Genomic DNA, 26590 nt, shown 5'->3' on the forward strand with positions numbered 1-26590 from the left:
ATCAGGCTGTCGCCATTGTCATAGATTTCGCGTACCTTTCCTTCTTTAACAGGTTTCATCTTCTTATCCTCTCTGTGTGCATGTATTTCCGGTTACTCCGAAAAACGGAGTCCGGTGTGTCTGTGTATGAATGACCATGTTGACTGTGTTCGTCAAACATGGGATTCTGCGTTGGTTGCTTCGTTCCTATATAGAATATACAAAAAACAAATAAAACGCAAGTCTTTTATTAAAAATACTTATTAATTTTTTTTATGACTTTATTTGGTTTTTTGTATGGGAGTTAGGAGAAAGAGAGAAGCAGAGAAGAAAACAGAATGAAATTGGTTATAAAAAAATATAGAAAGAAATAAAAAAGGCGGGATGCAGAAGTGAGAGATCTGCATCCCGCTCATCATCATTGTGATGATAGAGAGTTTTAAGGATTGAGATTTATGTGGATAAATGTTTATATTTTTTTATTTGCTGTAAGAAGTTACCGTAATCGTATAGGCACTGTCTCCTTTCTCGTATACGGTTCCGTCTATTCCGACAATGGAAACGCTTTTTCCATCTGCACCCTGAATTGTGCCCTTGCAGGTCAGCGTGGTCAGGGTGGAGTCGGCAGTTACGGTCCATGTGGAGGTTGCATCAATCGTCAGGTTTGCCTTGCCAGAGCCATCTGATCCGGTCGATCCGGCATTCGAGTTATCCTGAATAAAGGCACCGGTGAGTGTGCTGCCGTTTGTCATCTGGAAATCAAGCGTGCTGATGCTGTCCCAGATCACGTCGCCGGTCATTTCCTGTGTGTCTGCGGTGAACTTGCAGTCAGCACCGTTTGCTCCGCTTTGTCCCCATCCGCGCGCATTGGAGTTTCCGGTGCACTTTAAGAAGAAGTCGTTTTTTGCTGACGGAGTGATGGCAACGTTTTTCAGGTAGAAGGTGCTCTCGGTATTTGTCGTGTAGAGCATACCGCCATTTTTTGCAGTCAGGCTACCGCCGGTCATCGAGAAGGTGGCATTTCCAACTTCGGAATCACCGGACATGCTCTGGTAGAGGATGACGTTCCAGTTGCAGTCGTTCTGGCTGTTTTCCGGAATATCGCCGGTCAGATCACAGTCGGTCAGTGTCAGGGAATTTCATCTCCGGGCGATTGCTGTTGTCGCCATCGTCCGGTTTCTCTGGCGGGGTTTCGCCATCAGCCGGTTTTTCCGGTGGAGTCTGTCCGTCAGCCGGTTTCTGACCGCCATTGTGATCCGGCTTGTCAGCCGTGGAGATCGTGAGCGTGTTACCATCGATAGATACAATCTTTGCCATCACACTTCCATCATCCTCCGGCGGAGTGTGAGTTTCTGAACTGCTTTCTGTGCTCGAAGAGGTGGTGGTGGAAGCATAGCTGATCATACCAGCACCAACTGCAAGGGAACAAACCGAAGCGCATAATAAAAGTCCTTTTACATGTTTTCTCATAGTCATTACCATCCTTTCTGAATTTGAAGATTCATTGTCTGGTTGTTTGGTGTTTGTTTATCGGAAGGAGATTTCAGTTGCTGTTTGTGTAATGTGTGAACGGTAATTGATTTATTTCCTTTCGATGTCATGAAGTTTATCAGAGAAAGTTAAAATGAAGCTGAAAATGAAACGAAAAAACGAAAAAATTTTTTAGTTTTGAAAAATTGGTTTTTTTTTCAAAATCTATCCCCCCGGGAGGCTTGTCTGAGTAAAAATAAATATGATAAAATTCACCGAAAAGGAAAGAAATATGAGAGAAAAATCAAGATAGATAGGGCGAAGAAGAGTAAGGAAAAGAAAAGTAAGACGAAGAACAGTAAGGTCTAAGACCTAAAACAAAGAAATCAGAAATCAGATTAAGTAGATATATAAATATTAAAGAAACAGGGGGATGCGTGCGGATGGCGAAATATACGGCAAAACGTCTGTTTCAGCTGATCGTGGTATTGTTTGGCGTGACGTTTTTGACATTTATGATTACGCAGATGACACCGAGCGATCCTGCTGAGATGAAATATGTGTCGATGGGGATGATGCCGTCACCGGAGCTGCTCGAGCAGACGAGGCAGGAGATGGGACTGAATGATCCGATACTAGTTCAATATGGAAGATGGATGATTCACGCGCTTCGCGGGGATTTAGGGGTCTCTTCAAAATTCAGTGAGCCGGTACTCACTCAAATGATGAAGAAACTTCCGTACACGTTGGAGCTTGCGGGAGTCGCCATGATTCTTGTGATTGCAGTTTCATTTCCACTTGGAATTCTCTCGGCGGTGAAGAAGAATCGAGTCGCGGATATTTTGATTCGCTTTTTTTCATTTTTTGGAATCTCGATGCCGAATTTCTGGATGGCATTGTTGCTGATGTATGTGTTTGCAGTTCGCCTGAAATGGTTTCGCGTGGTCAGCACGAATGATCTTCGTGGAATCGTGCTTCCGGCAGTTGCGCTCTCGATTTCGATGATCGGCAGTTACACGAGGCAGATCCGAACGGCATTTCTGGAAGAACTCAGTCAGCCGTATGTCACCGGAGCGAGGGCGAGAGGAATTCCGGAACCGGTGATTCTGCTGTGTCATGTGCTTCCAAATGCAATCTTTCCGGTGGTCACGCTGATCGGTTTGTCGGTTGGACAACTTCTCGGAGGAACAGCGATTATCGAGACTATTTTTTCGTGGCAGGGAATTGGAAATATGGTGGTGGAGGCGATTCGAGTTCGTGATTACCCGTTGATTCAAGGGTATGTAATCTGGATGGCGGTGATCTATGTGGTCGTCAATCTGCTCGTTGATCTGTTCTACCAGTTTTGTGATCCGAAAATCCGCCTGAATCAAATCAATCAGATAAGGATAAAAAGATAAGTCAAGTCAAATGAAGTCCAATAAAGATAAATCGGATGAAGACAAAGATGGAATGAAGAGAGTAGGAAGAGAGGCGAAAGAGAGGATGAGCAGTCAGATGGAAAATCGAAAAAAGAGAAAGAACATTCGCTGTGCCTGTTTTGCGCTTCTTGCTCTTGGAATTGTCTCAGTGGCATTCTGGGGATACCGTTTTGCACCGTATGATCCGCTTGAGACGAATTTTACGCAGAAACTGATGCCTCCCAGTATGGCGCATCCGTTTGGAACAGATAATGTCGGGCGGGATGTTCTGTCACGCGTGCTGTGTGGGGCAGGAAATTCGTTTAAACTCGTTTTTCTGATGCTTGCGATTGTCGTCGTGATCGGGACTGCGGTCGGGATTATTTCGGGATATTTTGGAGGAATTCTGGATACGGTGTTGATGCGAATAACGGATATTTTGCTTGCATTTCCGGATACGATTTTTGCGATTGCGATTGTCGGGATGATCGGACCGGGGTTGCTTCATACAGTTGTGGCACTGGCATTTGTGTGGTGGACGAAATATGCGCGGATGGCGAGAGGAATGACGGCGGTGATCCGAAATCAGAATTATGTGATACAGGCGCAGTTCGGGGGTGTGAGAACGCCGGGGATTTTGCTCCGGTATGTTCTGCCCAATATTCTTCCGCAGGTGATTGTCATGACGGCTCTCGACGTGGGGGGAATGATGCTCTCACTTGCGGGACTGTCGTTTCTTGGATTGGCATCTCAGCCACCGGCGCCGGAGTGGGGATATATGCTCTATGAGGGAAAATCGTACCTGCAGACAGCTCCGTGGATCATGATTTTTGCGGGACTTGCGATTTTTCTGACGGTGATGGTGTTTAATCTTCTCGGGGACAGTCTGAGAGATGTTCTCGACCCGAAGGAGTGGGAGTAAGTTGTGCTCACGGAATGATTTTATGGGGCGCCATCAGTGAATAAGCCATGCAAACGCGCTCTCGCTCCGGGTTTGCATTGCCTTTTCGCTGTGGCGCCCTAGCGGAAGTCTAAGTCCCCAAATGGAAAAGCAAAGCGCAAAGCATAGAAAATAGAAATAGTAAAATTTACAGAAATAAAAACACAGGAAGGAAACGAATTAGAATGAGAAGAAAACAGGTAATAGTTTTTACTGCAATGCTGATGAGTCTGGCGCTTGCAGGCTGTGGTGGTCAGACTTCTGCCGATAGCAGTCAGAATGGAAGTAAGAATAGTGCTCAGAGTGGAAGTGAAAATGTGGGAGCGGGAGATTCTGAGAGTGCGTCTGAGAATGAAAAGACGATGCGCGTGGCATTTTTCTGGATCAGTGCGGATCTTGATCCGGCAAATGATTACAATGCTTGGGTGACCTCTCGTCTCGGAGTCGGGGAGACTTTGGTGCGCCTGAATGATGAGCTGAAAATAGAGCCGTGTCTTGCGGATGAATGGGAGAATGTAGATGAACTCACATGGAGATTTCATATTCGTGAGGGAGCGATGTTCAGCAATGGAACACCTGTGACGGCGCAGGTCTGTCGGGCATCACTTGAGCGTGCAATCTCAATGAATGACAGAGCCTCTGAGTATTTGAAGGTCGAGTCGATGGAGACAGATGGACAGGAATTAACGATTCGGACAAGTGAACCGAATGCGGGTCTGTTGAGCAATCTTGTCGAGCCTGTTTTTGACATTGTTGATGCGACGCAGAGCGAAGATCAGATTAAGACGGCGCCGGTTTGTACGGGACCGTATAAGATCGCAGATTTCCGGTCGGAGCAGAGCGTGGAGCTTGTGAAAAATGAGAATTACTGGGATGGGGAGCCGGGGCTTGATCGGATTGAAGTGACACAGATTGCAGATTCCGATGCGAGAGCGATGGCGCTCCAGTCCGGGGAGATTGATCTGACAAATACGATTGATCAGACGAGCACGACGCTGTTTGAAAATAATCCTGACTATCAGGTTTCCTCGATCATCAGTCCGCGTGTGAATGTGGCTTATATGAACCATGCACAGAGTAGTCCCCTGCATGATGTGGAGCTCAGAAAGGCGATCAGCTATGCAGTTAATCGGGAGGCATATGCAGAGTTGATCGGAGGAAGTCCGGCGCATGGTCTATACTCAGATGCAACGCCATTTGGAAATGAGACAATCTGCTCGTTCTCTTATGACAAAGATCAGGCAGAGCAGATTCTTGAACAGGCGGGCTATCGCGATGTGGATGGAGACGGAATCAGGGAGATGACCGATGGATCGCAGATGACGCTTCATTACCTTCAGGCAGCGGATCATGGATCAGCGGATTCTGCAATTCTTGCACAGGCGGTTCAGTCGGATCTGAAAGCAGTTGGAATCGATATGGAGATTTTGTCTGTGGAGAATCTTTCCGAATATCAGTCACAGGGGAATTTTGATTTTTACACGGGAAATGATAATTCCGCGCCGACGGGAGATCCCCAACTCTGGCTTGAGACGATGTATACAGGACTTGGAGTGTCCGGAAAAAAGAATCTGACCTCGTTTCAGGACGATAAGATTGATGAGATTGTTGCACAGATGAATCAGACATTTGATCAGGAGGCGCGCTATCGGCTTGCATCGGAGGCATCTCAGGAACTCAATGAGACGGCAGCGAATCTTTATCTGACAAACTCTTACTTGAACATGGTTTCTTCCGCAAGAGTGAAGCAGGCGGTTCAGCCAGTAGCGGATTATTACTTTATCACAAAAGATATTACAGTCGAAGAATAACAAAATAACAAAAAATAAAAGAATAACATCGAAGAATGACAATGAAACCTATTTTAGAAATTCAGGATTTGACAATTGATTACCCGGAACGTGCGGGGGTCGTCAGAAACGCAAATTTTGCCGTTCAGAGTGAAGAAATCATGGCGGTGGTGGGAGAGTCGGGAAGTGGCAAATCAACGCTTCTATCGGCAATTCTGGGCTTAATTCCGGCGGGTGGAGCGATCCGTGGAGGAAAAATTCTTTATAACGGGTCAGATCTGGTGAAATTAAACTGGGAGGAGGCGCGCCTGATCCGAGGAAGAAAGATTGCGATGGTATTTCAGAATTCGGGGGAATATCTGAATCCGAGACGAAAAATCGGAAGTCAATATCTGGAAATGATGAAATATCATCTTCCGGGGACGAAGAGAGAGCATCGTGGATGTGCGCTTGAGATGCTTGAGCGCCTTCATCTTGCAAATCCCGACCGTATTATGCAGTCATATCCGTTTGAGCTTTCCGGTGGAATGAGACAGAGAGTTGCGCTTGCAATGGCGCTGAGTTTAGAGCCGGAACTTCTCCTTGCAGATGAGCCGACGAGTGCGCTCGATGTGACGGTGCAGGCTCAGGTTGTCCGGGAGATGCTTCAGATGAGAAAACAGTTTGGGATGACGATCTTGATTGTGACGCACAACATCGGAGTCGCTTCCCGGATGGCAGATCACATTGTGGTGATGAAAAATGGGGAGCAGAGAGAGTATGGGACGAGACAGCAGGTGATTGAGCATCCCCAGGATGAATATACGAGATACCTGCTCTCGGCGGTTCCGGAGCTGGAAGCGTAAAAGTGTGTAAAAGGACATAAAAAGACGAATGGACGAAATGAGATGCAGAGAGACAGGAAATGGAGGTGAGGAAGACGGAAAAACAGGAAGATACGGAGATGCTCAGTGTGGAGCATGTAAGCAAGGTATTTGAGTTAGGACATCAGAGAGAGATTCGAGCTGTGGAGGATCTTTTTTTTAATATGTGCCATGGGGAGCGCGTGATGGTTGTCGGAGAGTCCGGATGCGGAAAGAGTACACTTGTCCGGATGATTTCCGGGATTGAGATGCCGACAAGTGGAAAAATTCTTTTTAATGGAAAAAATGTGCCAGATCTGCGCGGGGAGGAGCTTCGCCAGTATCGGAGACAGGTGCAGATGGTGTTTCAGGATTCCGCCCATGTCATTAGTCCGCGAATGACAATCGGGGAATTTCTGAGAGAACCGTGGATCTGCTTTGAGCACAAGAGCAGGAGAGAGGCCGACGAGGTGGTTCGCTATTCGATTCAGAGAGTCGGTCTGGATCAGAGTTATCTGAAACGTCGACCGCATCAGCTTTCCGGCGGAGAACTTCAGCGAATCTGTGTGGCGAGAGCGATCGCTCTCCATCCCCAGCTTTTGATCTGCGATGAGGCGACGAGTGCGCTTGATGTCTCTGTTCAGAAACAGATTCTGGATTTGATTCGGGAGCATGTCGAGGAGAGTGGGTGCAGTGTTCTTTTCATCTGTCATGATCTTGCACTTGCGGAAAATTTTGGGGATCGGATTGCTGTGATGTACCGGGGAAGAATTGTGGAGTGGCTGAATGGAAATCATTTAAAACGCGAGGCACTTCACCCGTATACGAGACTGCTTCTCGATTCGGTATTTTCAATTCATGATGAGCCGGACAAGCCGATTCCGTTTCTTCCGGAGGAGGGTGGTAGATCAGGCTTAGATCAAAATAAAAATGGCAGGGATGGAACCTTGGAAAGTATGGGCTGTGCGTTTTGTGCGAGATGTGAAAAAGCAGATGAAGAGTGCAGAAAAAAACGCCCGGAGCTTAACATGGTCAGCCCCGGACATTTCGTTGCGTGTTTAAAAATCGAAACGCAAAGATAACAATATAAACTGTCGTATTATTTATTATTTGATGAATTTGTCAATCGCCCGATTCAGTTCTTCAAGAGCAGTCTGATCGCCGTCCTGAACGGCATCAATGATGCAGGTGGAAATGTGATCTTTTAAAATCACACGGCTCAGGCTCTTGATTGCGGCATCGACTGCGGCAAGCTGAATCAGGACTTCACTGCAATCCCGTCCAGACTCTACCATTGTTTTGATCGCATTCATATGACCGATGATTTTTGCGATTCGGTTCAGTTCATTTTTCGTTTCTTTATGAATGTGAGTATGACTGTGGCTGTGACTGTGACTATGTTCATGGGTAAGTAAATCTTCTGACTTCTGTTCATGATCGCAAGTATGATTATGATCATGTTCATATTCATGATTAAGGAAATCATCGAGTTTATGGTCGTGACTGTGCTCATGCAGATATTTACCCCACTCATCAGCAAGGCGATCAAGAGTGAAGACGGCGTTTGCCGGACTTGTGGAGGGGCATCGGATGGCAGAGATTTTAGTCTGTGTCTCACAGTAGCGATTGTAGAGTCGGAAAGCCGTGTCGCCGTTTGCGATAATCGTGTGAATCGGGGCAGTGTCGAGGACTTGTTTTAAATTGCATGGGATTACATTTCGGATACTGCTGTCACTGGAACCTTTGATGTCACAGGTGAAGACAACATCCCAGAGGGCAATGCCGTGACGGAGCAGAAGCGATTTTTTTTCCTCGATGCTTTCTGGGACTGGCTCACCAAAAATTCGGGCGAGCAGTTTCCAGAAACGATTCTGTGGATGACCGTAGTAGAACTGATTCTCTCTTGATTTAATGGACGGAAAACTGCCGAGAATCAAGATTTCCGAGTGTTCATCATAGACCGGAGCGAATGTGTGGGAGACCCGTGTAAATCCAGGTTCCGGATAATCCGGAATAGCAGGTTGTGTTTGATTCTGGTGTGTATTCATCTAAATTTGGCGCAGGATACCCGGACCTTTTGGTCGTGGGAGGAATGCGTTCCGTCGTTAGACGGTCCTCCTTTCTGAAAATGTAAATTTTATAATCTTTCTTATTCGACTTTCATGATTTTTTTTGCAGTTAAAATCAAAATCAAAAGAATGACGCCGACGAGGACGATCGTACCGCCGGGTTTCAACCCAAGGTAGTAGGCGCAAAACAGACCGATGATCATGAAAAGCACATCAAAACCGATTGCGTAGAGGAGCGTCTGCCAGTAATTTTTTCCGAGTTGCATTGCACAGGCAGTCGGAATCACCATCATTGAGGATACGATCAGAGCACCGACGGTTCGGGCAGCGACGGCAACGGTGATTGCGGTCAGAATCGTAAAAATGAAATTCACGGCGGAAACCGGAATTCCGGCAAGGCGGGCACTGCGCTCATCGAGAGCAATGTAAAACAGTTCTTTGTAGAGAAGCAGAAACGTCAGAAGAACTGCAAGGCTGACTCCGGTGACGAGGTAAAGCTCAAGATCACTGATAGCCACAATGCTTCCGAAAAGAAAGCTGTTGAAATTGGCGGCATTTCCGACAAATCCCGAGAGTACACCGGCAAGACCGACACCGGTAGACATCATGATGGAGATCGAAAGCTCCGAATAACGCGGAATCTTTCTGCGAATCGCCTCAATGCCGAGAGAAGCCAGAATACAGGCGATCGCAGCGCCTGCGACCGGATTCATGCCGATCAGAAGACCACCGGCAACTCCTGCCAGAGAGGCATGGGAGAGCGCATCTCCGATCATTGAGAGACGTTTTAACACGACGACGATGCCAATGCAGGGAATCACAATCGCGAGAAGAATTCCGACGATAAATGCACGTTGCATGAATGCGTACTCAAAGATTTCCATGTGCAGAGGTCTCCTTTTCTGATTCATTAAATCGCCCGTCTGATACGGAGCAAGTGGTGTTCATATTTGATGAAATGTCCGTTTCCGAAGAATTTCCCGGAACTTCCTCGTGCGGGAGAAGACGGGTCTTTCCGTCCTCCAACAGCCACACATCGTCCGCAAGATCGTGAAGAGACTGAAGATCATGGGTGACCATGAGAATCGTCATATCACGCTTCTGATTCAGGCGCTGTAAGAGCTGGTAAAATTCGTTGGTATTCTGTTCGTCAATTCCGGAAGTCGGCTCGTCGAGAAGCAGAAGCTGAGGATGATTGACGAGGGAGCGGGCAAGCAGAACGCGCTGCTGCTGTCCGCCGGAAAGGCGTCCGATCAGGCGGTTCTGGTAGTCTTCCATACCGACCTGACAGAGAGCCTGATGAACCTGCTCTTTTTCCTTCTTTCCCGGGAAACGAAAACGTCCGATCTGGGAGTAGAGATTTGCCATCACGATCTCCTCAACTGATGCCGGGAAATCCCGGTAGGAAACCATGCCGTTCTGGGGGACGTAGCTGATTTTTTTCCAGTCTTTGAACTGGCGAATATCCTGCCCCATCAGCTGAATGCTTCCATTGTCTTTTCCGAGACGCATTTCACCAAGCATCAGCTTCATCAGGGTACTTTTTCCGGCACCGTTTGAACCGATCAGTGCAGAAAAATGTCCCTCTGATACATGGAGAGAGGCATGGTCCAGAATCTGACTGTTTCCGTAGGAAAAGCTGATGTCTGAAATGTTGATCATTTCCATGATGAAAGTCCTTTCTGTCTTATTGTTCATTTATACTCTGTATTTCATTTTTAAGTTGATTTATCTGCTTACGCTGTGTATTTCTCCTGTGCTCATTTTGAGTCTGTTTTTTATTCGCTCAGAGCTTCAGAGAGCGCATTTAAGTTGTCTCTCATAACAGAAAGATAATCATTTCCAGCCACAATCTCTTCTGCGCTGAGTCCCTCTAAAGGATTGAGAACGGAGGTTATAATTCCTGTTTCGGCTGCAACGGTGTCTGCGGATTTGGAGCTTGTCAGAGCCTCAAAAAAGATTACTTTGACATGATGTTCCCGCACAAAATCGATGATCCGTGCCATGCGTCTGGGAGTTGGCTCAGAATCCGGGGTCAGACCTTCAATTCCGACCTGAGTCAGTCCGTAGGCATCACAGAGATAACCGTAGGCTTCATGTGCGACAACGATTTCCCGGTTCGGAAGTGCCGCGATTGTGTTGTGAAAATCTTCATCGAGTTTGTCGAATTCTACGGCATATTTCTCATAATTTGCTTCATAAAAGTCTTTGTTTTTCGGATCAGCGGAGACGAATGCATTTTTGATGTTTTCCATTTCTTTTTTGGCATATTCCGGATTCAGCCAGACATGGGGATCAAGTCCACCATCGTGCGAGTGGGAATGTCCTGAATCAGAAGCGTGAAAATGAAACAGTCCGGTCGATTCGCTGTCATGATCGTGATCATGATCTGCATGATCTTCACCTTCACTGTGGTCGTGATCTTCATGATCGGAAAATTCGTGCTCCTCACTTTCGATATGCTCATCGTGTTCATCATGATTATCATGATTATCATGCTCATCGTGTTCCTCGTCCTCATCGGAACTATTTGTCCGGAGCGCAATGCCATTAGAAGCCTCAACAACCATCAAATTTTCATTCGTCAGGCTGTTGAGCACGCGGTCGACCCAGTGCTCCATACCTGCACCGCTGTATACAAAAACATCAGCTTTTTCAAGATTTGTCAGATCGGAGGCGGATGGCTCCCAATCATGCGGTTCGGTACCGGATGGGACGAGATTAATCAGATCGATCTGATCGGCACCGATTTTTGAGGCAAAGTCGTACATGGGATAGAAACTCACTGCCACTTTCAATTTTCCATCCTCAAGATTTTCAAAAGAAGAAGGGAGAGGATCGCTTTGGGCAAGTCTGCTACACCCGGATAGGGACAGGACAGCGGTCAGTGCAATGGTGATTGCCGTTGTCAGTCTGTGTAATTTATTTTTCATTGTTATGATGATCTCCCTCACTGCTGTTACAGGAACAAGAATGGTGGCAGGAGTGAACCTGCATTCCTGCCGGACTGATCGAAGTATGAGAATCTGTCATGTGTCCGGTTGCAAGTCCTCCGCCACATTGACTGCAATACCCATAGAGAATCAGGTGTTCCGGCTCTAAGAGAAAGCCGTGTTCCTGCCGAATATGTCTGGAAAATTCTTTTAAATGGGAACATTCGAGAGGAACGATCCGTCCGCACCTGAGACAGATCATTTTTCCCGGTTCACTCGTCTCATCTTCTCCGAGGTAGCGGTACTGAGCTTTTGAGCCATTTACCGATGGAATCCGGATCACGACACCGTCGCCGGTCAGTCGGTCCAAAGTCCGGTAAACGGTGGTCTGTCCCACCTGGATCTCCTTCTGACCGAGATAGACCATCAACTGATCAACGGTCAGAAATACATCTTTCTGTTCCCGCAGACAGTCCAGAATCAGCTCCTGCTGTCTGGTGCGGTATCTTCCTCTTTCTGCCATAAAAAAACACTCCCCGTTTCAAATTGAAAATGATTTCTGTTTTCATATTATAGCAGGGAGTGAAAAATTGTCAAGGCGAATCCACTGGAAAATAAAACCAAATTTCCTAAACTGAAAATGCTGTCGTCGCATAAAAGTGCCCCCGGCAGGAAGGCATCACGATGAAAAACCTCCCGCCGAGGGGCGAAATAAAAAGTCGATCAGATTTTATTTAGTCAAAGTTAAAGTGATCGAAGGACAGATCACAGCCACCGGCAAGTCTGCGGAAGATGTTGACTACGCGGGACATAATCTCCGGATAGCAATCTTCCTCAACTACCATATTCAGAAGAGTGAGATCCTCGTTGAAGCCGGTTCCCTTTACCATCGGAAGCTCGCTGATTTCTTTTATGATTGCATCTGCCTGCTCCTGATTGATTTTCTTTAATAAGCGATAGCTACGATTCATTTTATTCATGCTTATTCATCCTTTCCTGTTATTTTTTAGTGTTCCTGTCGTTTTAAACAGTGGGAGAAATCTGGAATTCCATTCCGTGAACATCGTAATATGAACACTATAATCATATTCTATCATACTCTAAAATCGTTCAGAGTTCAACGGAGATCTTTTCACAAAATCTGCTGTCACAACGGTATCGTATCATACAAAATTTTCACTTTAAAAAGTTATTATGGACAGGAATAAAATTAACTGTTAAATATTATAAAATAAGAGATTCTTGCTGAAAAATAAAAATAATTTAAGAAAATTCTTGACAGTACCGGAATTCTGGTGATATAGTAACGATAATTTATTTACAGCATCTGTTTCAGAGCTGTTTGAATTCCATATGAAAAACCGTGGAAGCGGAGATAACGGCAGTTATGGACTCCCAGAGAGCCTGCGATGGTGGAAAGCAGGCAGAACCCAGATTGTCAAATGGACCGCTGAGGGCGCAGTCAAAAGCCGGTAAAATGGCTGAGTATTCTGCGACGTTAAGGCTGGCGTTATCAGCCGGTAGTATGATAGTACTATGCAGAGCGCACAGGTTTTTTGTATCTTCGTATCAATCCTGTGAATTAAGGTGGCACCGCGGAATGAATATCCGCCCTTGATAAATCTTATTGGATGAGATTTGTCAGGGGCGGTTTTTTGTTTCATGGTCCTATCATACAAAAATGCTCCGCGAAGAATGTCTTTATTGGCAGGATCAGATATTGTAACTTAACTGAAAAAGTAGCAAGGGTAACAGAGGCAGAAGTCAGAACACACGATTTTTTGGAAAAGATTTTGAAAAAGGAGAATCAGGAATGACGAATAAAAATGGACGTTTTGCAATTCATGGAGGACAGTATATCCCGGAAACGCTGATGAAAGCAGTGATTCAGCTTGAGGAAGCTTACAACCATTATAAAAATGATCCGCAGTTTCAGGCGGAGCTGACTGAACTGTTTAACGAGTATGCCGGTCGTCCGAGCCGACTTTATTACGCAGAGAAGATGACGAAAGACCTTGGAGGTGCAAAAATCTACTTGAAGCGTGAGGATTTGAATCACACGGGTGCACATAAGATCAACAACGTGCTCGGTCAGGCACTTCTTGCGAAGAAGATGGGAAAAACCCGTCTGATCGCGGAGACCGGAGCTGGTCAGCATGGTGTGGCAACGGCTACGGCAGCGGCTCTGATGGGAATGGAGTGTGTGGTTTACATGGGAGAGGAAGACACGAAGCGTCAGGCTCTTAACGTTTACCGTATGCGTCTTCTCGGGGCGACGGTGATTCCGGTAACAACGGGAACAGGAACGCTCAAGGATGCGTGCTCAGCGTGCTTCCGTGAGTGGACAAACCGCATCGATGACACACATTACTGCCTCGGCTCAGTGATGGGACCGCACCCGTTCCCGACGATTGTGCGGGATTTCCAGTCCGTGATTTCAAAGGAGATCAAGGAGCAGATTTTGGAAAAAGAGGGACGTCTTCCGGACGCGGTTCTCGCCTGTGTTGGCGGTGGCTCCAATGCAATCGGCGCATTTTACAATTTTATCAACGATAAGGAAGTTCGCCTGATCGGATGTGAGGCAGCAGGACGTGGAGTCAATACCGCGGAGACCGCAGCGACGATTGCAACCGGAAAACCTGGAATTTTCCATGGCATGAAGTCGTATTTCTGTCAGGATAAATACGGACAGATTGCTCCGGTTTACTCAATCTCGGCAGGACTTGATTATCCAGGAATCGGACCGGAACACGCGATGCTTCATGATCAGGGACGTGCCGAGTACGTTCCGGTCACTGACGATGAGGCAGTTAATGCATTTGAGTATCTCGCACGCACAGAGGGAATTATTCCGGCGATTGAGTCGGCACATGCGGTTGCGTATGCGATGAAACTCGCACCGACAATGGGCAAAGATCAGATCATGGTAATCAATATTTCAGGACGAGGCGACAAAGACTGCGCAGCAATCGCGCATTACAGAGGGGAGGATATCAATGAGTAATCTTAGAAAAGCATTTGATCATGGAAAGGCATTTGTTGCATTTATCACCTGCGGAGATCCGGATCTTGAGACAACGGCAAAGGCAGTCCGCGCAATGGCGGAGGGAGGAGCGGATCTGATTGAGCTTGGAATTCCATTTTCTGATCCGACCGCAGAGGGACCGGTAATCCAGAGTGCAAATGTGCGCGCACTCTCAGCGGGAACGACGACAGACAAGATTTTTGAGATGGTAAAAAAACTCCGAAACGACGTGAAGATTCCGATGGTTTTCATGACTTATGCAAATGTAGTTTTTTCTTATGGAACAGAGCGATTTGCCGAGATGTGTGCACAGGTTGGAATGGATGGAGTGATTCTTCCGGATGTTCCGTATGAAGAAAAAGAAGAATTTGCACCAATTTTCGAAGCACATGGTCTGGAACTTGTGTCGCTGATTGCGCCGACTTCGGCTGATCGAATTGCGATGATCGCAAAAGAAGCAAAAGGATTTATTTATGTGGTTTCTTCTCTCGGTGTAACCGGAGTCAGAAGTGAAATCACGACGGACATCGGTGCATTGACGGAACAGATTCGTGCTGTCACCGATGTGCCGTGTGCGGTTGGATTTGGAATCTCAACCCCGGAACAGGCAGCGAAGATGGCAAAGGTTTCCGATGGAGCGATTGTCGGAAGTGCAATTGTGCGACTGATGGAAAAATACGGACGAGATGCGGTTCCTCATGTGGCGGAGTATGTGAAGTCGATGAAGGATGCGTTGAGGAGTTTATAAGTTATATGGCTTTGCAGTGATTTTGATTAAATGATGTCAGTTGAGTTAATCCGGATTGTGTGCTTATAAGTGAAATCGTGTAAACTTCTCAGAAATATGGATTTGAATAAAATACAGGCTCCGGAAGAGAGAAAGATTCTGCAACCCCGCTCTCTGGAGGAGCCATCCAAGTATTTAAGTATTGAATTTAAGTATCGTATCTAAGTGTTTTTTTAATTTTATTTTCTGTGTAAGATCTGTTATGTTATTTGGGATAAAATTTTTTTATTTCTTTCTAAAAAAATAAACTGGCGATTTTCTCCGTCTGGAGCGCCGTCTGCCTCCGCTTGAGCGAAGTGCAGATCCGGAACGTTTTTCCTCCATAATCAGATCAAACTCTGTGGGGGACATTCCAAGATCCTGTATCCGTTGTTGACGGCGCTGATAACGCTCGGCGCGCTCATTTTCCTCACGTTTTTCGATGTGAAATTTCACAAACATTATGATCGCAAGGACAACGGCGATAATTCCGATGATCCCAAGAGCAATCCAGAATCCAAGCGGAATGTGAATCTCAAGTGGTGAAACCTGTGAATTTGCATTGTTTTCCCTATTTTCCAAGGTTTCCACGGAGGTGGAAGACAGGGCAGATTCACCAGTTTCGCTGATAGAAGTGGAAGTTTCGCCAGCGGAATTTTCTGCGGATCCTGCATGATCTTCCAGAATAGAAACTTGCTTGGAATCATTTTCTGCACTTTCTGAGTCCGAAGTTTTTGATGCTCTCAAAAGCCATGTGTAACCGGCATCATGTCCTCCGTAACCGTAAGTGATCTGTGCAACTACTCGATCTGGTGCAGAAGCAGGAAGCTCGTAAGAGATCGAGGAGGTTGTGTCCGCAAACGTCGCATTGTTCGGCAGGGTAATTCTGCTGTCATCCTGAAGGTGAAGGATTGAGAGATCTGCTGCCGGGAGTCCCGCAATCGTCATATCGTTTGCGAGAGACGAGTATGTCGTATCTTCCGAGGAGACGTTTACTGAATAAAAATTTGCAAATCCAAAATCGAGCAGGGTCTTTGTGTCACTGTAATGTGTCTGATGACCGTTCAGGACGACGGCGACGAGACGCATGCCATTTCTTTCCGCACAGGTAACGAGGGTGTTGCCCGCTAGAGAGGTGTATCCGGTCTTTCCGCCAAGGATTCCGGGATAGTACTCAGGAAGATTTTTTTTCAACATCTTGTGTCCCGGGTAGACACGGCTTCCTTCCGGATTTCGCTTGGTCGGTGGGAGATCATAGTAACGGCTTGAGTCGATCTCTACGAAGGTGTCATTTTCAAACGCAGAACAGGCGATCAGCGCCATATCGTGAGCAGAGGTGTAGTGATCTGGATCGTTAAGTCCGCTCGGATTGTTGAAATGGGAATCTGTACAGCCGAGCGACTGGGCTTTCTGGTTCATCATTTCTGCAAAGGCTTCAATCGAACCGGCAGTGTGTTCTGCGAGGGCATTTGCCGACTCGTTTGCTGATTTTAAAAGCATCGCATAGAGACAGTCGCGCACACTCAGCTGGTCACCCTCGTCGATTCCAGCAGAACTGCTTCCGGATTCCACGTTGTAGACTGCATTGTGGGAGAATGTCACGGTCTCATCGAGATCACAGTTTTCGATTACGATCAGAGCAGTCAAAATCTTTGTGATACTTGCAGGGTAGTAAGCCTGATGAATATTTTTGCCATAGAGGACAGCGCCGGAACCAGCATCCATGAGGATGCCGCCCTCAGCGGAAATTTCCACATTGTCCGGCCATGGAACGGTACTTGCAAAGGCCGGGGGCGAGAAGATCAGCCCTGTCAGCAGGACAAGGGCGAGAAAAAACGAAGCGATTCGTTTCATAAATAAAATAAGTCCTTTCTAAGTCCTTTAAAAAATCTTTTGATAAAAATAAAACTCTTCCCATTAAAAAATCCTTCCAGTGACAGAGAGGAGACAGGACATAATATGGTAAAATCAATCAGTCTGTTTGAGACTCCGGTGGGAGAAGGTAGCGGGACGGGGCGTTTAAAAGTTGCTGAATTGCAAAATAAGCTGTGCCTGTCAGAATTCGCTTCTCATCCGATGAGACAAGCCCGATTGGCGGAAGTGCCTGGTAGGAGGCAAGATGCTCGTTCGCTGTTTTTCTGGCATCCTCAAGCAAAAGCATTCCGCCGTGTGTTATTCCTCCGCTAATGAAAATGCGGTCGGGGGTACAGATGGAGAGCAGAGATGCAATTCCGAGGCCGAGACTGTGCCCGCAGTCTCGAATCAGTTTCATCGCGAGCGGGTCCCACTGGCGCGCTGACTCGAAGACAGAACGGGCGGAGATCGCGGAAACGCGATTTAACAGGCTTTCCGGAAATGCAGACAGTTCCTGGGTTGCCCTTGATTCGAGGGCGGACAGGCTTACAAGAGAATCGAGGCATCCAGTTCGCCCGCATTTGGGACACACATTTCCATGTGGATCGATCGGAAGATGACCTGCCATCGAGAGCATGCGTGAATCGTGGAGACAGAGTCCGCCACGGGTCAGTCCGACTTCAACGCTGTCGTCTGCAAAAATGTGAAGCATGACTTCGCCTGTATTTTTGTCGGGCAGGTTGTGCCAGCAGGCAATTGCACCGGCATCGGCATCATGAATCAGGAAAATAGGGAGAGAAATCTGCTCTCCAAGTTTTTTACAGAGCGGAAAGAGAGTAGTGGCAGTGCCAGATGAGATCGATGAAATCAGGATCGATCCATCTACGCGACGGCAGGGATCAGGAACGGCGATTGCAGTAGCCGTGAGTTCCGGAAAATCTTTCAGAAATGTTGCCACGCCGTCTGCGATCTGCTCAATAATTGAGGGCATATTTTCCTCGCTTATCGCCTCAATCGGAACGGACAAAAGATGACCACACGGCTGTCCGTGAAAATCGTGCGGTTGAATTTCCAGCCAGTGTGCGGAAAGGCGGATTGCAAGCACTTTGTAGCGGTTGTAATTCAGGGACAGACCGACGGAACGCCGTCCTTTTTTTCCCGCTGTAAATCCGGTCTCGTAGATAAGTCCGGATTTTGTCAGAGAGCGGACAATTTTCGTCATCGAGGCTTGAGTCAGTCCCGTCGCCTCTCCGAGTTCCGCACGCGAACATCCCGGGTGGAGAGCGAGAAAGCGAAGCACCTCCGCCCGATTGGAATCCTGCATATTGATCTGGTTTTGTCCGCTTTTTCCGTTTATTTTTTCCTGCATAAAAAACCTCAATAATAATAGTTTATCATATATTTTACTAAGAATCTAGAATTCAAGAAAGCGAGGTGTAGCGGGCATTCCTCCCCGGTTGCTGTTCACGCATTGCGCAAACAGCAACGGATTTTGCCGATGCTTCGCATTCCAAATCGGCAAAATCTGCTACCACCACTGTATCATACGGCATTTTCAGTTCAGAAAATGCCTACCCGTGTACAGTAACCATCCCCGACCTAAGAGGCCGGAGTATCCTGCCCGTATTTAGTTAAATTTTTCAAAGGCAAATGCTTTAAATGGATCAGCCATCCGGCACAGCCCGCAAAGACAGCGACAACGCTGATCGCATAGGTGATCGCGATTCGACCGGCAGTATCCATGAAAAATGGTTCCGGCACAATGTTGATCAAAAGGTCGGTATTCGGGTCGAGCATCCACAGGTCATTGTTAAAGAAAATATGGTGAAAAATAATAAAGTACTTATTAAAATCTGTGGAGATGATACCTGCGAGGACTGCCAGAACGATGAAAAACAAAATAGTTCCGACACAGACTGTCTGAGGAAGTACCTTGCGCACATTTGCCTTTAATGCAAAGAGAAGTGCAAGGCAGACCGCCATCAAAACGAGACAGATCCGGCGCAGGGCAATCGCACCGAGAAAGAGCCCGCGCACATCCTCCATATGGGCGATTTCCCTCTCGTTAAAGAATTCCCGGGGCTGACCATTTACGATCGTCGGAACATGAAGATCCGCGCGATTTCCCCGCAGATATGCCATCATTTCATGGGTGACGTCGAGAAGGTCATCCATTTCCATATGAACATCGTCTAACACATCATATTTTTCATATTCGTTCTCGTAGTAACCGGGAGTCCAGTAGGTGACGACTTCCACGGAAGTGATGAGAAGAGTGAACATCAGCGCAAAGGCAAAGATGATGCCGAGAGCGCTGTGAAGAATTTTCATCATAATTAAAATCGTGTCCTTTCTTTTATATTTTATTTGCTCTGCACATCAAAGACGCTCTGGAACTTTAGAGCACAGTTGTACACGAATTTTCGTGTACAGTTATGGATTTCATTTTAATGTTTTGAGAGGGAAAAGTAAAGAAGTTGTTACGGTACACGGGGAGGAAATTTTGCAATGCATAAACAGTGACAAATTTTTGAAAAGAGAATACAGAAAAATTCAACAAAGAGAAAATCAGGACAGAAAAAATAGCGGAAAATCTCACAGAAAAAAATTACCTTTTGGTAAATCTTTTCTGTGATTGTGTGTTATAATACAGACGTAACAAGAAAGAGACAGGAAACAGAGACACATACCATTGCAGAAATGAAATGGCAGGTCTGCGGACTATCAGTATTTTGGAGGAATAGATAATATGGATACTTTAAAGGCTGAGAAAAGAGACATGTCAACAAAGGCAAAGAGACTGAGAAGAGAAGGTTATGTGACCGGAAACGTATTTGGCCATGCAATCAAGGGTTCTATCCCGGTTAAGATTGAGAAGAAAGATGCAGAGCGTCTGTTCAAGACAAAGAAGAAAGGCAGTCAGATCATGCTGGATGTCGATGGTGAGCAGATGGATGTTCTGGTAAAAGAGATTGATTACAATCCGGTAAAGGGTCAGCTTGAAGAGATTGATTTCCAGGCACTTGTAAGCGGCGAGGCTGTTCATTCTGTTGCAGAGGTTGTTCTGAAGAATGAGGCAAAGGTTGTCGGCGGAGTCGTAGAGCTGATTCTTGAAGAGATTTCTTATAAGGCAGTACCGTCAGAGATGATTGAGACGGTTGAGATTGATGTCGGCGATATGAAGCCGGGAGATGTTCTGAAAGTTGCAGATCTGCCGATCGCAAGCAATAAGAACATTCATCTGAAGACCGATCCGGAGGCTGTTGTTGTATCGGTTGTTGCTCCTAAGAGCGCAGACGTTCCGGATGATGAGGAAGCAGACGGCGACGAAAAGGATGCCAAGGCATCAAAGTAAAATAACTTTGTGAGTGTCGGTTTGAATGAAAAAACGGAAGCAGGAGATAGCGCAAGCTGTGTCCTGCTTCCGTTTTTATGTGTTGTATATGTATATCAAGATATATCGACAAGATAAGAAAATGTTGGTGCTTATAAAATCATTGCAAGTGCAAAATTATAAATGGCTCCAGAGATGACACTGATCGGAACGGCTACCATCAAAAGACGATTGAACAGCATATTTCGATCTTCCTCCTTCGGAGTTGATCCAAGGATTAAGGAACCACCGGAGGAAAATGGGCTGATGGCACTGGACTGCGCACCGATTACGGTACATGCAAAAAGTGCAGAGGAACTCAAGCCTGCGGATGCAGCCAGATTTGGAATCAGCGGGAACAGTGCCGGGGCAACGACGCCTGTCGTGGAGCTGAAGAAACTCATGATTGCGCCGACAATGCTGAATGCGATTGGCACCAGAGGTTTTGGAACATTGGAACCAATCCAGGTGGACAGCTCGTCGATCGTTCCGGCTTCTACGGCAACTGCAATCAGCATACCAGCACCTGCGATCATGACAATCGTGTTCCACGGAATTCTTGCCATTGCTTCTTTCTGCGGTGCCAGTTTTAATAACAAAGCAATCACTGCAAAAATAATTGCAACAAGACCGACATCTACTTTACTGCTGATGTATTTGATTGCAGAATTTCCAGGCATCAGAACCTGCAAAAGCGGGAAGATTAAAACGATGACCATCATAAGCATCATCAGGGTCAGAGTTGTTTTCTGATCTTTCGTAAATGCATCTGGTTTTTTGAAGGTAACGCCTTTTCCGATGTTGCGGTTTTCCTTAAAACCAAAGCGGAAAATTGTGACAAGAATCAGAGAGAACAGCACGGAGAAAAGAAAGATTTTCATTTCCATGCCGAAGGTTTCTACTGCGGTTACATCAGGAGAGGCTTCAAATGCCGTATCTGCCAGACCACGGAAAATGACACCGAGGTTTGAGGTCGGGAAGTTTCCACCTGCCAGTGCGCCACAGTTGATTGCAACTGCGCCGGTTAATTTATCCATCTTGGACTCATCGCAGATCACCAGAGTGATCGGTGCGAGAAATGCCAGTACAGTAAAGTAAGTTGCACCCATAACAGAGAGAATGATTGCCACTGCGAGAAGTGCATACGGCAGAAGACCCGGGAAGGTTCGGCACGTATATAAAAGAGCTCCTGACATTTTTTCCAAAGTTCCGTTGATCGCTGCAAAATTATAGAACAAAGATACAGATAAAATTACAAACATTGTGCTGGTTGGCCAGTAACCGATCACCTGCTTTGGTTTTAACCCCATGACGAAACAGCCGATGATATAGGCGAATACGATACAGAAAAGTCCCGTATTGATTTTCGTTTTGTACCCCAAAAAGATTGCCAGTGCAATCGCTAGAATAATCGCTACACTCAACATTGCGTTTCCCTCCCCTATTCTTCAATTCCAAGAAGTCTGTATGGAATCGTTTTTGTCATATGATAAACCTGTTCTTCTGGAATTCCATGATCTACAAGGTACTGCATATATTCTTCGAGAGCCAGTTCCCAGTGAGGATTTTCAGTCTGACCACCATCTGTATCGACCATCACATGTTCATATCCAACGGCATGAATGAGATCCAGATTGTCCGGAAGATTGCTCTTATATTTGCCACCGCCCATATTCTGAGCATAGCAACGTTCGAGAATGACATCGTAATCTTTTACCAGGCGGATCTGGTCGTCGATACTCATGTCGACCACCCACCATTCCGGATGTGTTACAACAATTTTTTTCACCCCGGCATTTCTTGCCGATTCAATGATTACAAACGCTTCTTCCGGAGAAACGTGTGCAGTGCCGAGCACCACATCGTAATCTTTGATTAAGCGGAAGACGTCATTCAGTTCCGGCACGACTTTTCCATCCCGCACCAGCTCAATTCCGTTTGCCGGATTCTGTCCCATTTTTTCGAGATGGCGTTTTGCGGACTGGGTGGGAAGCCAGATCTCTTTCGCTCCGAGTTTTAATCCCTTTTCTACGGCTTCGGGATTGATGCCACCCACTACCTTGTTCATGACAACACCGCCGTACATTGTAAATCCGGTGTTCTCTCCGTATACACGTTTTACATACTGATTTGTCAAATAAGCACGGTTGACGGTAAAACCGAGATGCGATTTGATTACGATGGCTTTTGCCCCCACGCGGATAGCGGCATCCGCCAATTCAAAGTCATCGTAGGCTCTTAATCTTAAATCTGGATTTGTATGCACATGCATATCGCATACACCCTGCAAAGATACTTTTCCCATACATTTCCCTCTTTTTCTGTCTTGATTGTGTTACTTTTTGAGTCTCATTTGCTTAAGCACGTTTATTGTAAATGCTTTTTGATAGCAGGAAAAGGCAAAATATGTTATACTTCCTATCGGAAAAACCGATCTCATATCTTGCGAAAATGGGATTGCAAGAGCGTTATAAGAGAGTGGTATCCTGCAAAAATGATAGGAACTGAGAATAAAAGCCGGGAACAAGAGGAGAAGCTATTTTGGAAATGAAAGAATTAAATTATCTGATTGCGATTGCGGAAGAGAAGAGTATCTCAAAAGCTGCCGACCGACTCTATATGGCACAGTCCAGTCTGAGTCAATTTTTGCAGACGATGGAAAGTAATTTGGACAGCAAATTGTTTGTCCGGACGTCCAAAGGTGTGCGTCTGACGGAAGCGGGAAATATTATGGTGAAATATGCGTATGCCACATTGGCGGAATATCACCGAACGCAGGACGAAATTCAGGATCTCAAAGAACTAAAAAGCGGAAGCGTTATTCTTGGAATCAGCGGTTTTCGCGGTTCGTACCTGCTTCCACCGGTATTGAATGCGTTTAAGCTGGATTATCCGGGGATTCGGGTGAAAATTGTGGAACAAAATTCTATGATCCTCGAGCAGATGTTGCTGAATGGAGAGATTGATCTCGCCTTGTTGGTGCTTCCTGTTTCAGATAGCAGACTTCAGCCGACCTTTGTCATGAATGATGAGATTTGTCTGATTGCCCATGAAAATCATCCCATCTTGAAAAAGGCTAAAAAATTTGCACCGACAGGAAAAAAAATTTCCCGGATTCCGCAATATGTAGATCTGGCAGATGCGATTCCATATGAATTTTTCTTGAGTGATTATGATACGATTCTTGGTCGGGAAGCCCGCCATATTTTCAACAGAAACGGACTCCAGCCGATTACCTGCAATGAGTCTCTCACGGCGCTGATGGCCTCTGCTCTGGCTGCCGCCGGTCATGGACTTGCCTTTACTTATTACAGTTCGCGTCATTATTTCCGGGATGCCAAATTTCTATCTCTGGGAGCAGATCTTGCCTCTATAAAATTGGCGACAGCGCTTCCGCCGGGACGATATCATTCCAAGGCAGCGTTGGCCTTGCAGGAGGTTCTCTTGAAAATTTTATCGAATGATTGATGAACTATAAATTTTGTCGAAACTTTCTTCGGATTTCCTCTGCAAGTATGAGAAAACAAAAGCAAATTGAAATTTCAGTGTAAAGTTTTATAATGATACCAGAACTGTGAGATTTCGAGAGCACATTAAATAACTCAGGGAGGATGACTCCTCATTGACAGATGGAGGATCGCCAGTCTTCTCAGGAAACAGGAGCATAAAGAAGAATGAAGAAAGACGAAGAAATGATTTTGAGAGATACGGTGATTGAGGTGGATCTCGATCGGATTGCCGGAAATATGAGAGCAATTAAAGCGATGGTGGGAGAGAAAACTGCGGTTGCGGGCGTTGTCAAGGCGGACGGGTACGGTCATGGCGCAGTGGGGATTGCAAAAACGCTGATGGAAAACGGCGCAACCCTGTTGGCGGTTGCAACGCTTTCGGAGGCGATTGAACTCAAAGAGGCATACCCGGATTATCCGGTTCTGATTATGGGACTGACGCCGGATCGTCTGCTCTCTGTCGTCGCAGATTATGGGATTATCCAGACAATCGACACGCTTCATCAGGCAGAGATTTTAAATGAACTGGCGCATAAGCGCGGAAAGAAGGCAGTTATTCATATCAAGCTCGATACAGGTTTTCATCGACTGGGTTTTCCGGATACAGAAAACGGCATAAAAGAGATTGTGAGCGTCTGCCGTCTGCCGTGGATCGAGGCGGAGGGAATTTACACGCATCTCGTTCTGAAAGATGATGAGTCGAACAAGGAGCAGTTTGCGCGCTTTACGAAAGTTCTCAATGCGCTTGAAAAAGAGAACTGCCGTTTTAAGTACCGCCATATTGCGGACAGCATCGCTTCGGTCGACTATCCGGAGTACCGCATGGATATGATCCGCGCAGGCGCGATTATTTACGGTTTGAAAGGCTTCCACAAGGGTCAGCTTGATATTCGTCAGGCTCTGACATTTAAGACGAGAATCAGCCATATTTCGGAGCTGAAAAAGGGAGAGGGAGTCAGCTATGATTTCCTGTGGACAACACCGGAGGACACAAGGATTGGAACTCTGCCGTTCGGCTATGCGGACGGATACCCAAGAAACCTTCGCGGAAAAGGAATCGTGACGATTCACGGAAAACGGGTTCCGATTGTCGGTGTGATCTGCATGGATCAGTGTATGGTCGACTTGAAGGATGTTCCGGAGGCGCAGATCGGGGATGAGGTCATCATTTACGGCGATGGAAGTGAGAACACGCCGGATGTGCAGGAGGTCAGCACGCTCGCAGGGACGAACAAGAATGAGATTGTATCTCGCCTGACACGGCGTTCTCCAAGAATCTACACGCATGGAGATCAGGGTATGAATAAATGAAATTAAGAAATATTGAGTGCCGAAGTCAACGTGAACGGTGAATAAGAACAACGGAAAAGACAACAGGATGACAGCAGAAAGTTGAGGGAGAAAGATGACAATCAGAGATCAGCTGGAACATATCGAAGAAAAGCAGGAGGAATTGACGCAGATTCGCCGGACATTTCATCAGCATCCGGAACTGGGGACAAACGAGCACTGGACTGGGGAAAAGATTCGGGAGTACCTCGATCAGTGGGGAATCTCGTATGAGTTTCCGGTTGCAGATACGGGAATCGTCGCAAAGCTCGAAGGAAAGAAGGCGGTAGCCGATAACGGGAAGAAGGGAAATACGATCGGACTGCGCGCTGACATCGATGCGCTTCCGTTAAATGAAGACCCATCGAGAACCTACTGCTCGAAGAATCCGGGAGTCATGCATGCGTGCGGTCATGATGCACACATGACGATTGCGCTCGGAACGGTAAAACTTCTCAAGGAGCATGAGGACGAGTGGAGCGGATGTGTGAAAGTCTTCTTCCAGCCGGCGGAGGAGACGATCGGAGGTGCCGACCGCATGGTCAAGGCGGGATGCATGGAGAATCCGAAAGTCGACTATGTGCTCGGTCTTCATGTGATGCCGACGTATGAGGTCGGCGAGATCGAGGTCCGTCATGGAAAGTTGAATGCATCCTCAGATGAGATTCACATTTATATCCACGGAAAGAGCTGTCATGGCGCTTATCCGGAGACGGGCGTTGATGCGATCGTGATGTCAGCGACAGTCATCAACGCGCTCCAGAGCCTTGTGAGTCGAAATGTGTCCCCACTGAACAATGCGGTTTTCACACTCGGAAAGATTCAGGGAGGAACAGCCGGAAATATCGTCGCCGGAGAGGTCGAGCTGACCGGAACACTCCGAACGACCGATCCGCAGACGAGACAGTTCTGCATCGACACGATCCGCCGTCAGGTCGAGTGCATCTGCGAGGGCTTTGGTGGAAGCGGAGGGCTTAAAGTTGTCCCGGGATATGCGGCTTTGATCAACACGAGTGAGATCGTGGATCTCATCGCAGAGACAGCGTCAGAAATTCTCGGAAAGGAGCACGTTCACGAGAAAGAATTTCCGAGTCTCGGCGTTGAGGATTTCTCGTTTTTCTTAGAGAAAGCACCGGGTGCCTTCTATCATCTGGGATGCGCAAACAAAGAGCGGGGAATCACAGCTCCTCTGCACAGCGATCATTTTGATCTTGATGAGCGCTGTCTTCCGATTGGAGTGCGGATGCAGACGGAGCTTGTGCTGAAGCTTCTGACCAGATAAAACCGCGAGAATGTGCAGTGATTCTGTCT

At 46.7% G+C, this 26590-nt stretch carries 24 protein-coding genes and 1 pseudogene; 11 read left to right on the plus strand and 14 right to left on the minus strand.

Going from position 1 to position 26590, the window contains the following annotated elements:
- Positions 1-458: 458 nt before the first annotated feature.
- On the minus strand, positions 459-1025 hold the full coding sequence (locus tag AC4EVX_RS07165) for a hypothetical protein (RefSeq protein WP_490159868.1): 567 nt from the start codon (positions 1023-1025) through the stop codon (positions 459-461).
- A 67-nt stretch (positions 1026-1092) separates the two neighbouring features.
- Positions 1093-1449 (minus strand): hypothetical protein, encoded by a 357-nt coding sequence (locus tag AC4EVX_RS07170; RefSeq protein WP_177977063.1) that lies wholly within the window; start codon positions 1447-1449, stop codon positions 1093-1095.
- A 443-nt stretch (positions 1450-1892) separates the two neighbouring features.
- On the opposite strand from AC4EVX_RS07170, the gene nikB reads away from it, so the two are divergent.
- From nikB to AC4EVX_RS07195, 5 genes are all read left to right on the plus strand, one after another.
- Entirely contained in the window at positions 1893-2849 is a 957-nt protein-coding gene (gene nikB / locus AC4EVX_RS07175) for a nickel ABC transporter permease (protein WP_490159869.1), read from the plus strand.
- Positions 2850-2901: 52 nt separating this feature from the next.
- Entirely contained in the window at positions 2902-3771 is an 870-nt protein-coding gene (gene nikC, locus AC4EVX_RS07180; protein ID WP_490159870.1) for a nickel transporter permease, read from the plus strand.
- Positions 3772-3974: 203 nt separating this feature from the next.
- Positions 3975-5600, plus strand: a complete 1626-nt coding sequence (locus tag AC4EVX_RS07185) for an ABC transporter substrate-binding protein (protein WP_490159871.1) — start codon at positions 3975-3977, stop codon at positions 5598-5600.
- Between the two features lie 41 nt (positions 5601-5641).
- Positions 5642-6424, plus strand: coding sequence for an ABC transporter ATP-binding protein (locus AC4EVX_RS07190; RefSeq protein ID WP_490159872.1), 783 nt, complete (start codon positions 5642-5644; stop codon positions 6422-6424).
- 65 nt (positions 6425-6489) lie between these two features.
- The gene (locus AC4EVX_RS07195; protein ID WP_177977059.1) at positions 6490-7503 is read left to right on the plus strand and encodes an oligopeptide/dipeptide ABC transporter ATP-binding protein; all 1014 of its coding nucleotides are present in this window, start codon (positions 6490-6492) and stop codon (positions 7501-7503) included.
- Between the two features lie 24 nt (positions 7504-7527).
- On the opposite strand, the gene AC4EVX_RS07200 is transcribed toward AC4EVX_RS07195, so the two are convergent.
- The 7 genes and pseudogenes from AC4EVX_RS07200 to AC4EVX_RS07230 all read right to left on the minus strand — a co-directional run bounded on the left by AC4EVX_RS07200 (position 7528) and on the right by AC4EVX_RS07230 (position 12403).
- Positions 7528-7938 carry a metal-sensing transcriptional repressor gene (locus AC4EVX_RS07200; protein WP_490159889.1) on the minus strand — a complete coding sequence of 137 codons (411 nt, stop codon included), beginning with the start codon at positions 7936-7938 and terminating at the stop codon, positions 7528-7530.
- A pseudogene (locus AC4EVX_RS07205) lies at positions 7936-8469 on the minus strand (DNA-deoxyinosine glycosylase); the annotation flags it as partial. The pseudogene AC4EVX_RS07205 and the gene AC4EVX_RS07200, both read right to left, overlap by 3 nt.
- 101 nt (positions 8470-8570) lie before the next feature.
- Positions 8571-9374, minus strand: a complete 804-nt coding sequence (locus tag AC4EVX_RS07210; protein ID WP_177977057.1) for a metal ABC transporter permease — start codon at positions 9372-9374, stop codon at positions 8571-8573.
- The gene (locus AC4EVX_RS07215; RefSeq protein WP_177977056.1) at positions 9361-10158 is read right to left on the minus strand and encodes an ATP-binding cassette domain-containing protein; all 798 of its coding nucleotides are present in this window, start codon (positions 10156-10158) and stop codon (positions 9361-9363) included. The genes AC4EVX_RS07210 and AC4EVX_RS07215 overlap by 14 nt, the downstream gene beginning before the upstream one ends.
- A gap of 110 nt (positions 10159-10268) precedes the next feature.
- A complete protein-coding gene (locus AC4EVX_RS07220; protein ID WP_490159873.1) occupies positions 10269-11423 on the minus strand; it encodes a metal ABC transporter substrate-binding protein in 1155 nt (384 codons plus the stop codon).
- Positions 11413-11946, minus strand: a complete 534-nt coding sequence (locus tag AC4EVX_RS07225) for a transcriptional repressor (RefSeq protein WP_177977054.1) — start codon at positions 11944-11946, stop codon at positions 11413-11415. Before AC4EVX_RS07225 ends, AC4EVX_RS07220 begins: the two co-directional genes overlap by 11 nt.
- Positions 11947-12157: 211 nt before the next feature.
- On the minus strand, positions 12158-12403 hold the full coding sequence (locus AC4EVX_RS07230; RefSeq protein WP_177977053.1) for a hypothetical protein: 246 nt from the start codon (positions 12401-12403) through the stop codon (positions 12158-12160).
- An 833-nt stretch (positions 12404-13236) separates the two neighbouring features.
- On the opposite strand from AC4EVX_RS07230, the gene trpB reads away from it, so the two are divergent.
- Positions 13237-14427: a tryptophan synthase subunit beta gene (gene trpB, locus AC4EVX_RS07235; RefSeq protein ID WP_490159874.1), complete on the plus strand. Its 1191-nt coding sequence runs from the start codon at positions 13237-13239 to the stop codon at positions 14425-14427.
- The gene (gene trpA / locus AC4EVX_RS07240) at positions 14420-15196 is read left to right on the plus strand and encodes a tryptophan synthase subunit alpha (protein ID WP_490159875.1); all 777 of its coding nucleotides are present in this window, start codon (positions 14420-14422) and stop codon (positions 15194-15196) included. The genes trpB and trpA overlap by 8 nt, the downstream gene beginning before the upstream one ends.
- 264 nt (positions 15197-15460) lie before the next feature.
- Here the strand turns inward: trpA and AC4EVX_RS07245 are convergent, their stop codons facing one another.
- The 3 genes from AC4EVX_RS07245 to AC4EVX_RS07255 all read right to left on the minus strand — a co-directional run bounded on the left by AC4EVX_RS07245 (position 15461) and on the right by AC4EVX_RS07255 (position 19399).
- Positions 15461-17068 carry a D-alanyl-D-alanine carboxypeptidase family protein gene (locus tag AC4EVX_RS07245; protein ID WP_490159876.1) on the minus strand — a complete coding sequence of 536 codons (1608 nt, stop codon included), beginning with the start codon at positions 17066-17068 and terminating at the stop codon, positions 15461-15463.
- 118 nt (positions 17069-17186) lie between these two features.
- Positions 17187-18437, minus strand: coding sequence for an ROK family protein (locus tag AC4EVX_RS07250; protein WP_177977049.1), 1251 nt, complete (start codon positions 18435-18437; stop codon positions 17187-17189).
- Between the two features lie 230 nt (positions 18438-18667).
- A complete protein-coding gene (locus AC4EVX_RS07255; protein WP_490159890.1) occupies positions 18668-19399 on the minus strand; it encodes a TIGR01906 family membrane protein in 732 nt (243 codons plus the stop codon).
- Between the two features lie 418 nt (positions 19400-19817).
- On the opposite strand from AC4EVX_RS07255, the gene AC4EVX_RS07260 reads away from it, so the two are divergent.
- The gene (locus tag AC4EVX_RS07260; protein WP_177976984.1) at positions 19818-20423 is read left to right on the plus strand and encodes a 50S ribosomal protein L25; all 606 of its coding nucleotides are present in this window, start codon (positions 19818-19820) and stop codon (positions 20421-20423) included.
- 131 nt (positions 20424-20554) lie between these two features.
- Here the strand turns inward: AC4EVX_RS07260 and AC4EVX_RS07265 are convergent, their stop codons facing one another.
- Both AC4EVX_RS07265 and AC4EVX_RS07270 read right to left on the minus strand, forming a co-directional pair.
- Positions 20555-21868, minus strand: coding sequence for an SLC13 family permease (locus tag AC4EVX_RS07265; RefSeq protein ID WP_490159877.1), 1314 nt, complete (start codon positions 21866-21868; stop codon positions 20555-20557).
- A 14-nt stretch (positions 21869-21882) separates the two neighbouring features.
- Positions 21883-22746, minus strand: coding sequence for a DUF6282 family protein (locus AC4EVX_RS07270; protein WP_177976982.1), 864 nt, complete (start codon positions 22744-22746; stop codon positions 21883-21885).
- Between the two features lie 242 nt (positions 22747-22988).
- Here AC4EVX_RS07270 and AC4EVX_RS07275 point away from each other — a divergent pair, with 242 nt between their 5' ends.
- From AC4EVX_RS07275 to AC4EVX_RS07285, 3 genes are all read left to right on the plus strand, one after another.
- The gene (locus AC4EVX_RS07275) at positions 22989-23909 is read left to right on the plus strand and encodes a LysR family transcriptional regulator (RefSeq protein WP_490159878.1); all 921 of its coding nucleotides are present in this window, start codon (positions 22989-22991) and stop codon (positions 23907-23909) included.
- A 206-nt stretch (positions 23910-24115) separates the two neighbouring features.
- The gene (gene alr / locus AC4EVX_RS07280) at positions 24116-25261 is read left to right on the plus strand and encodes an alanine racemase (RefSeq protein ID WP_177976980.1); all 1146 of its coding nucleotides are present in this window, start codon (positions 24116-24118) and stop codon (positions 25259-25261) included.
- Positions 25262-25355: 94 nt separating this feature from the next.
- Entirely contained in the window at positions 25356-26561 is a 1206-nt protein-coding gene (locus tag AC4EVX_RS07285; protein WP_177976979.1) for an amidohydrolase, read from the plus strand.
- The last annotated feature ends 29 nt before the right edge of the window (positions 26562-26590 follow it).

The sequence above is a fragment of the Brotaphodocola sp. genome (assembly GCF_983179755.1).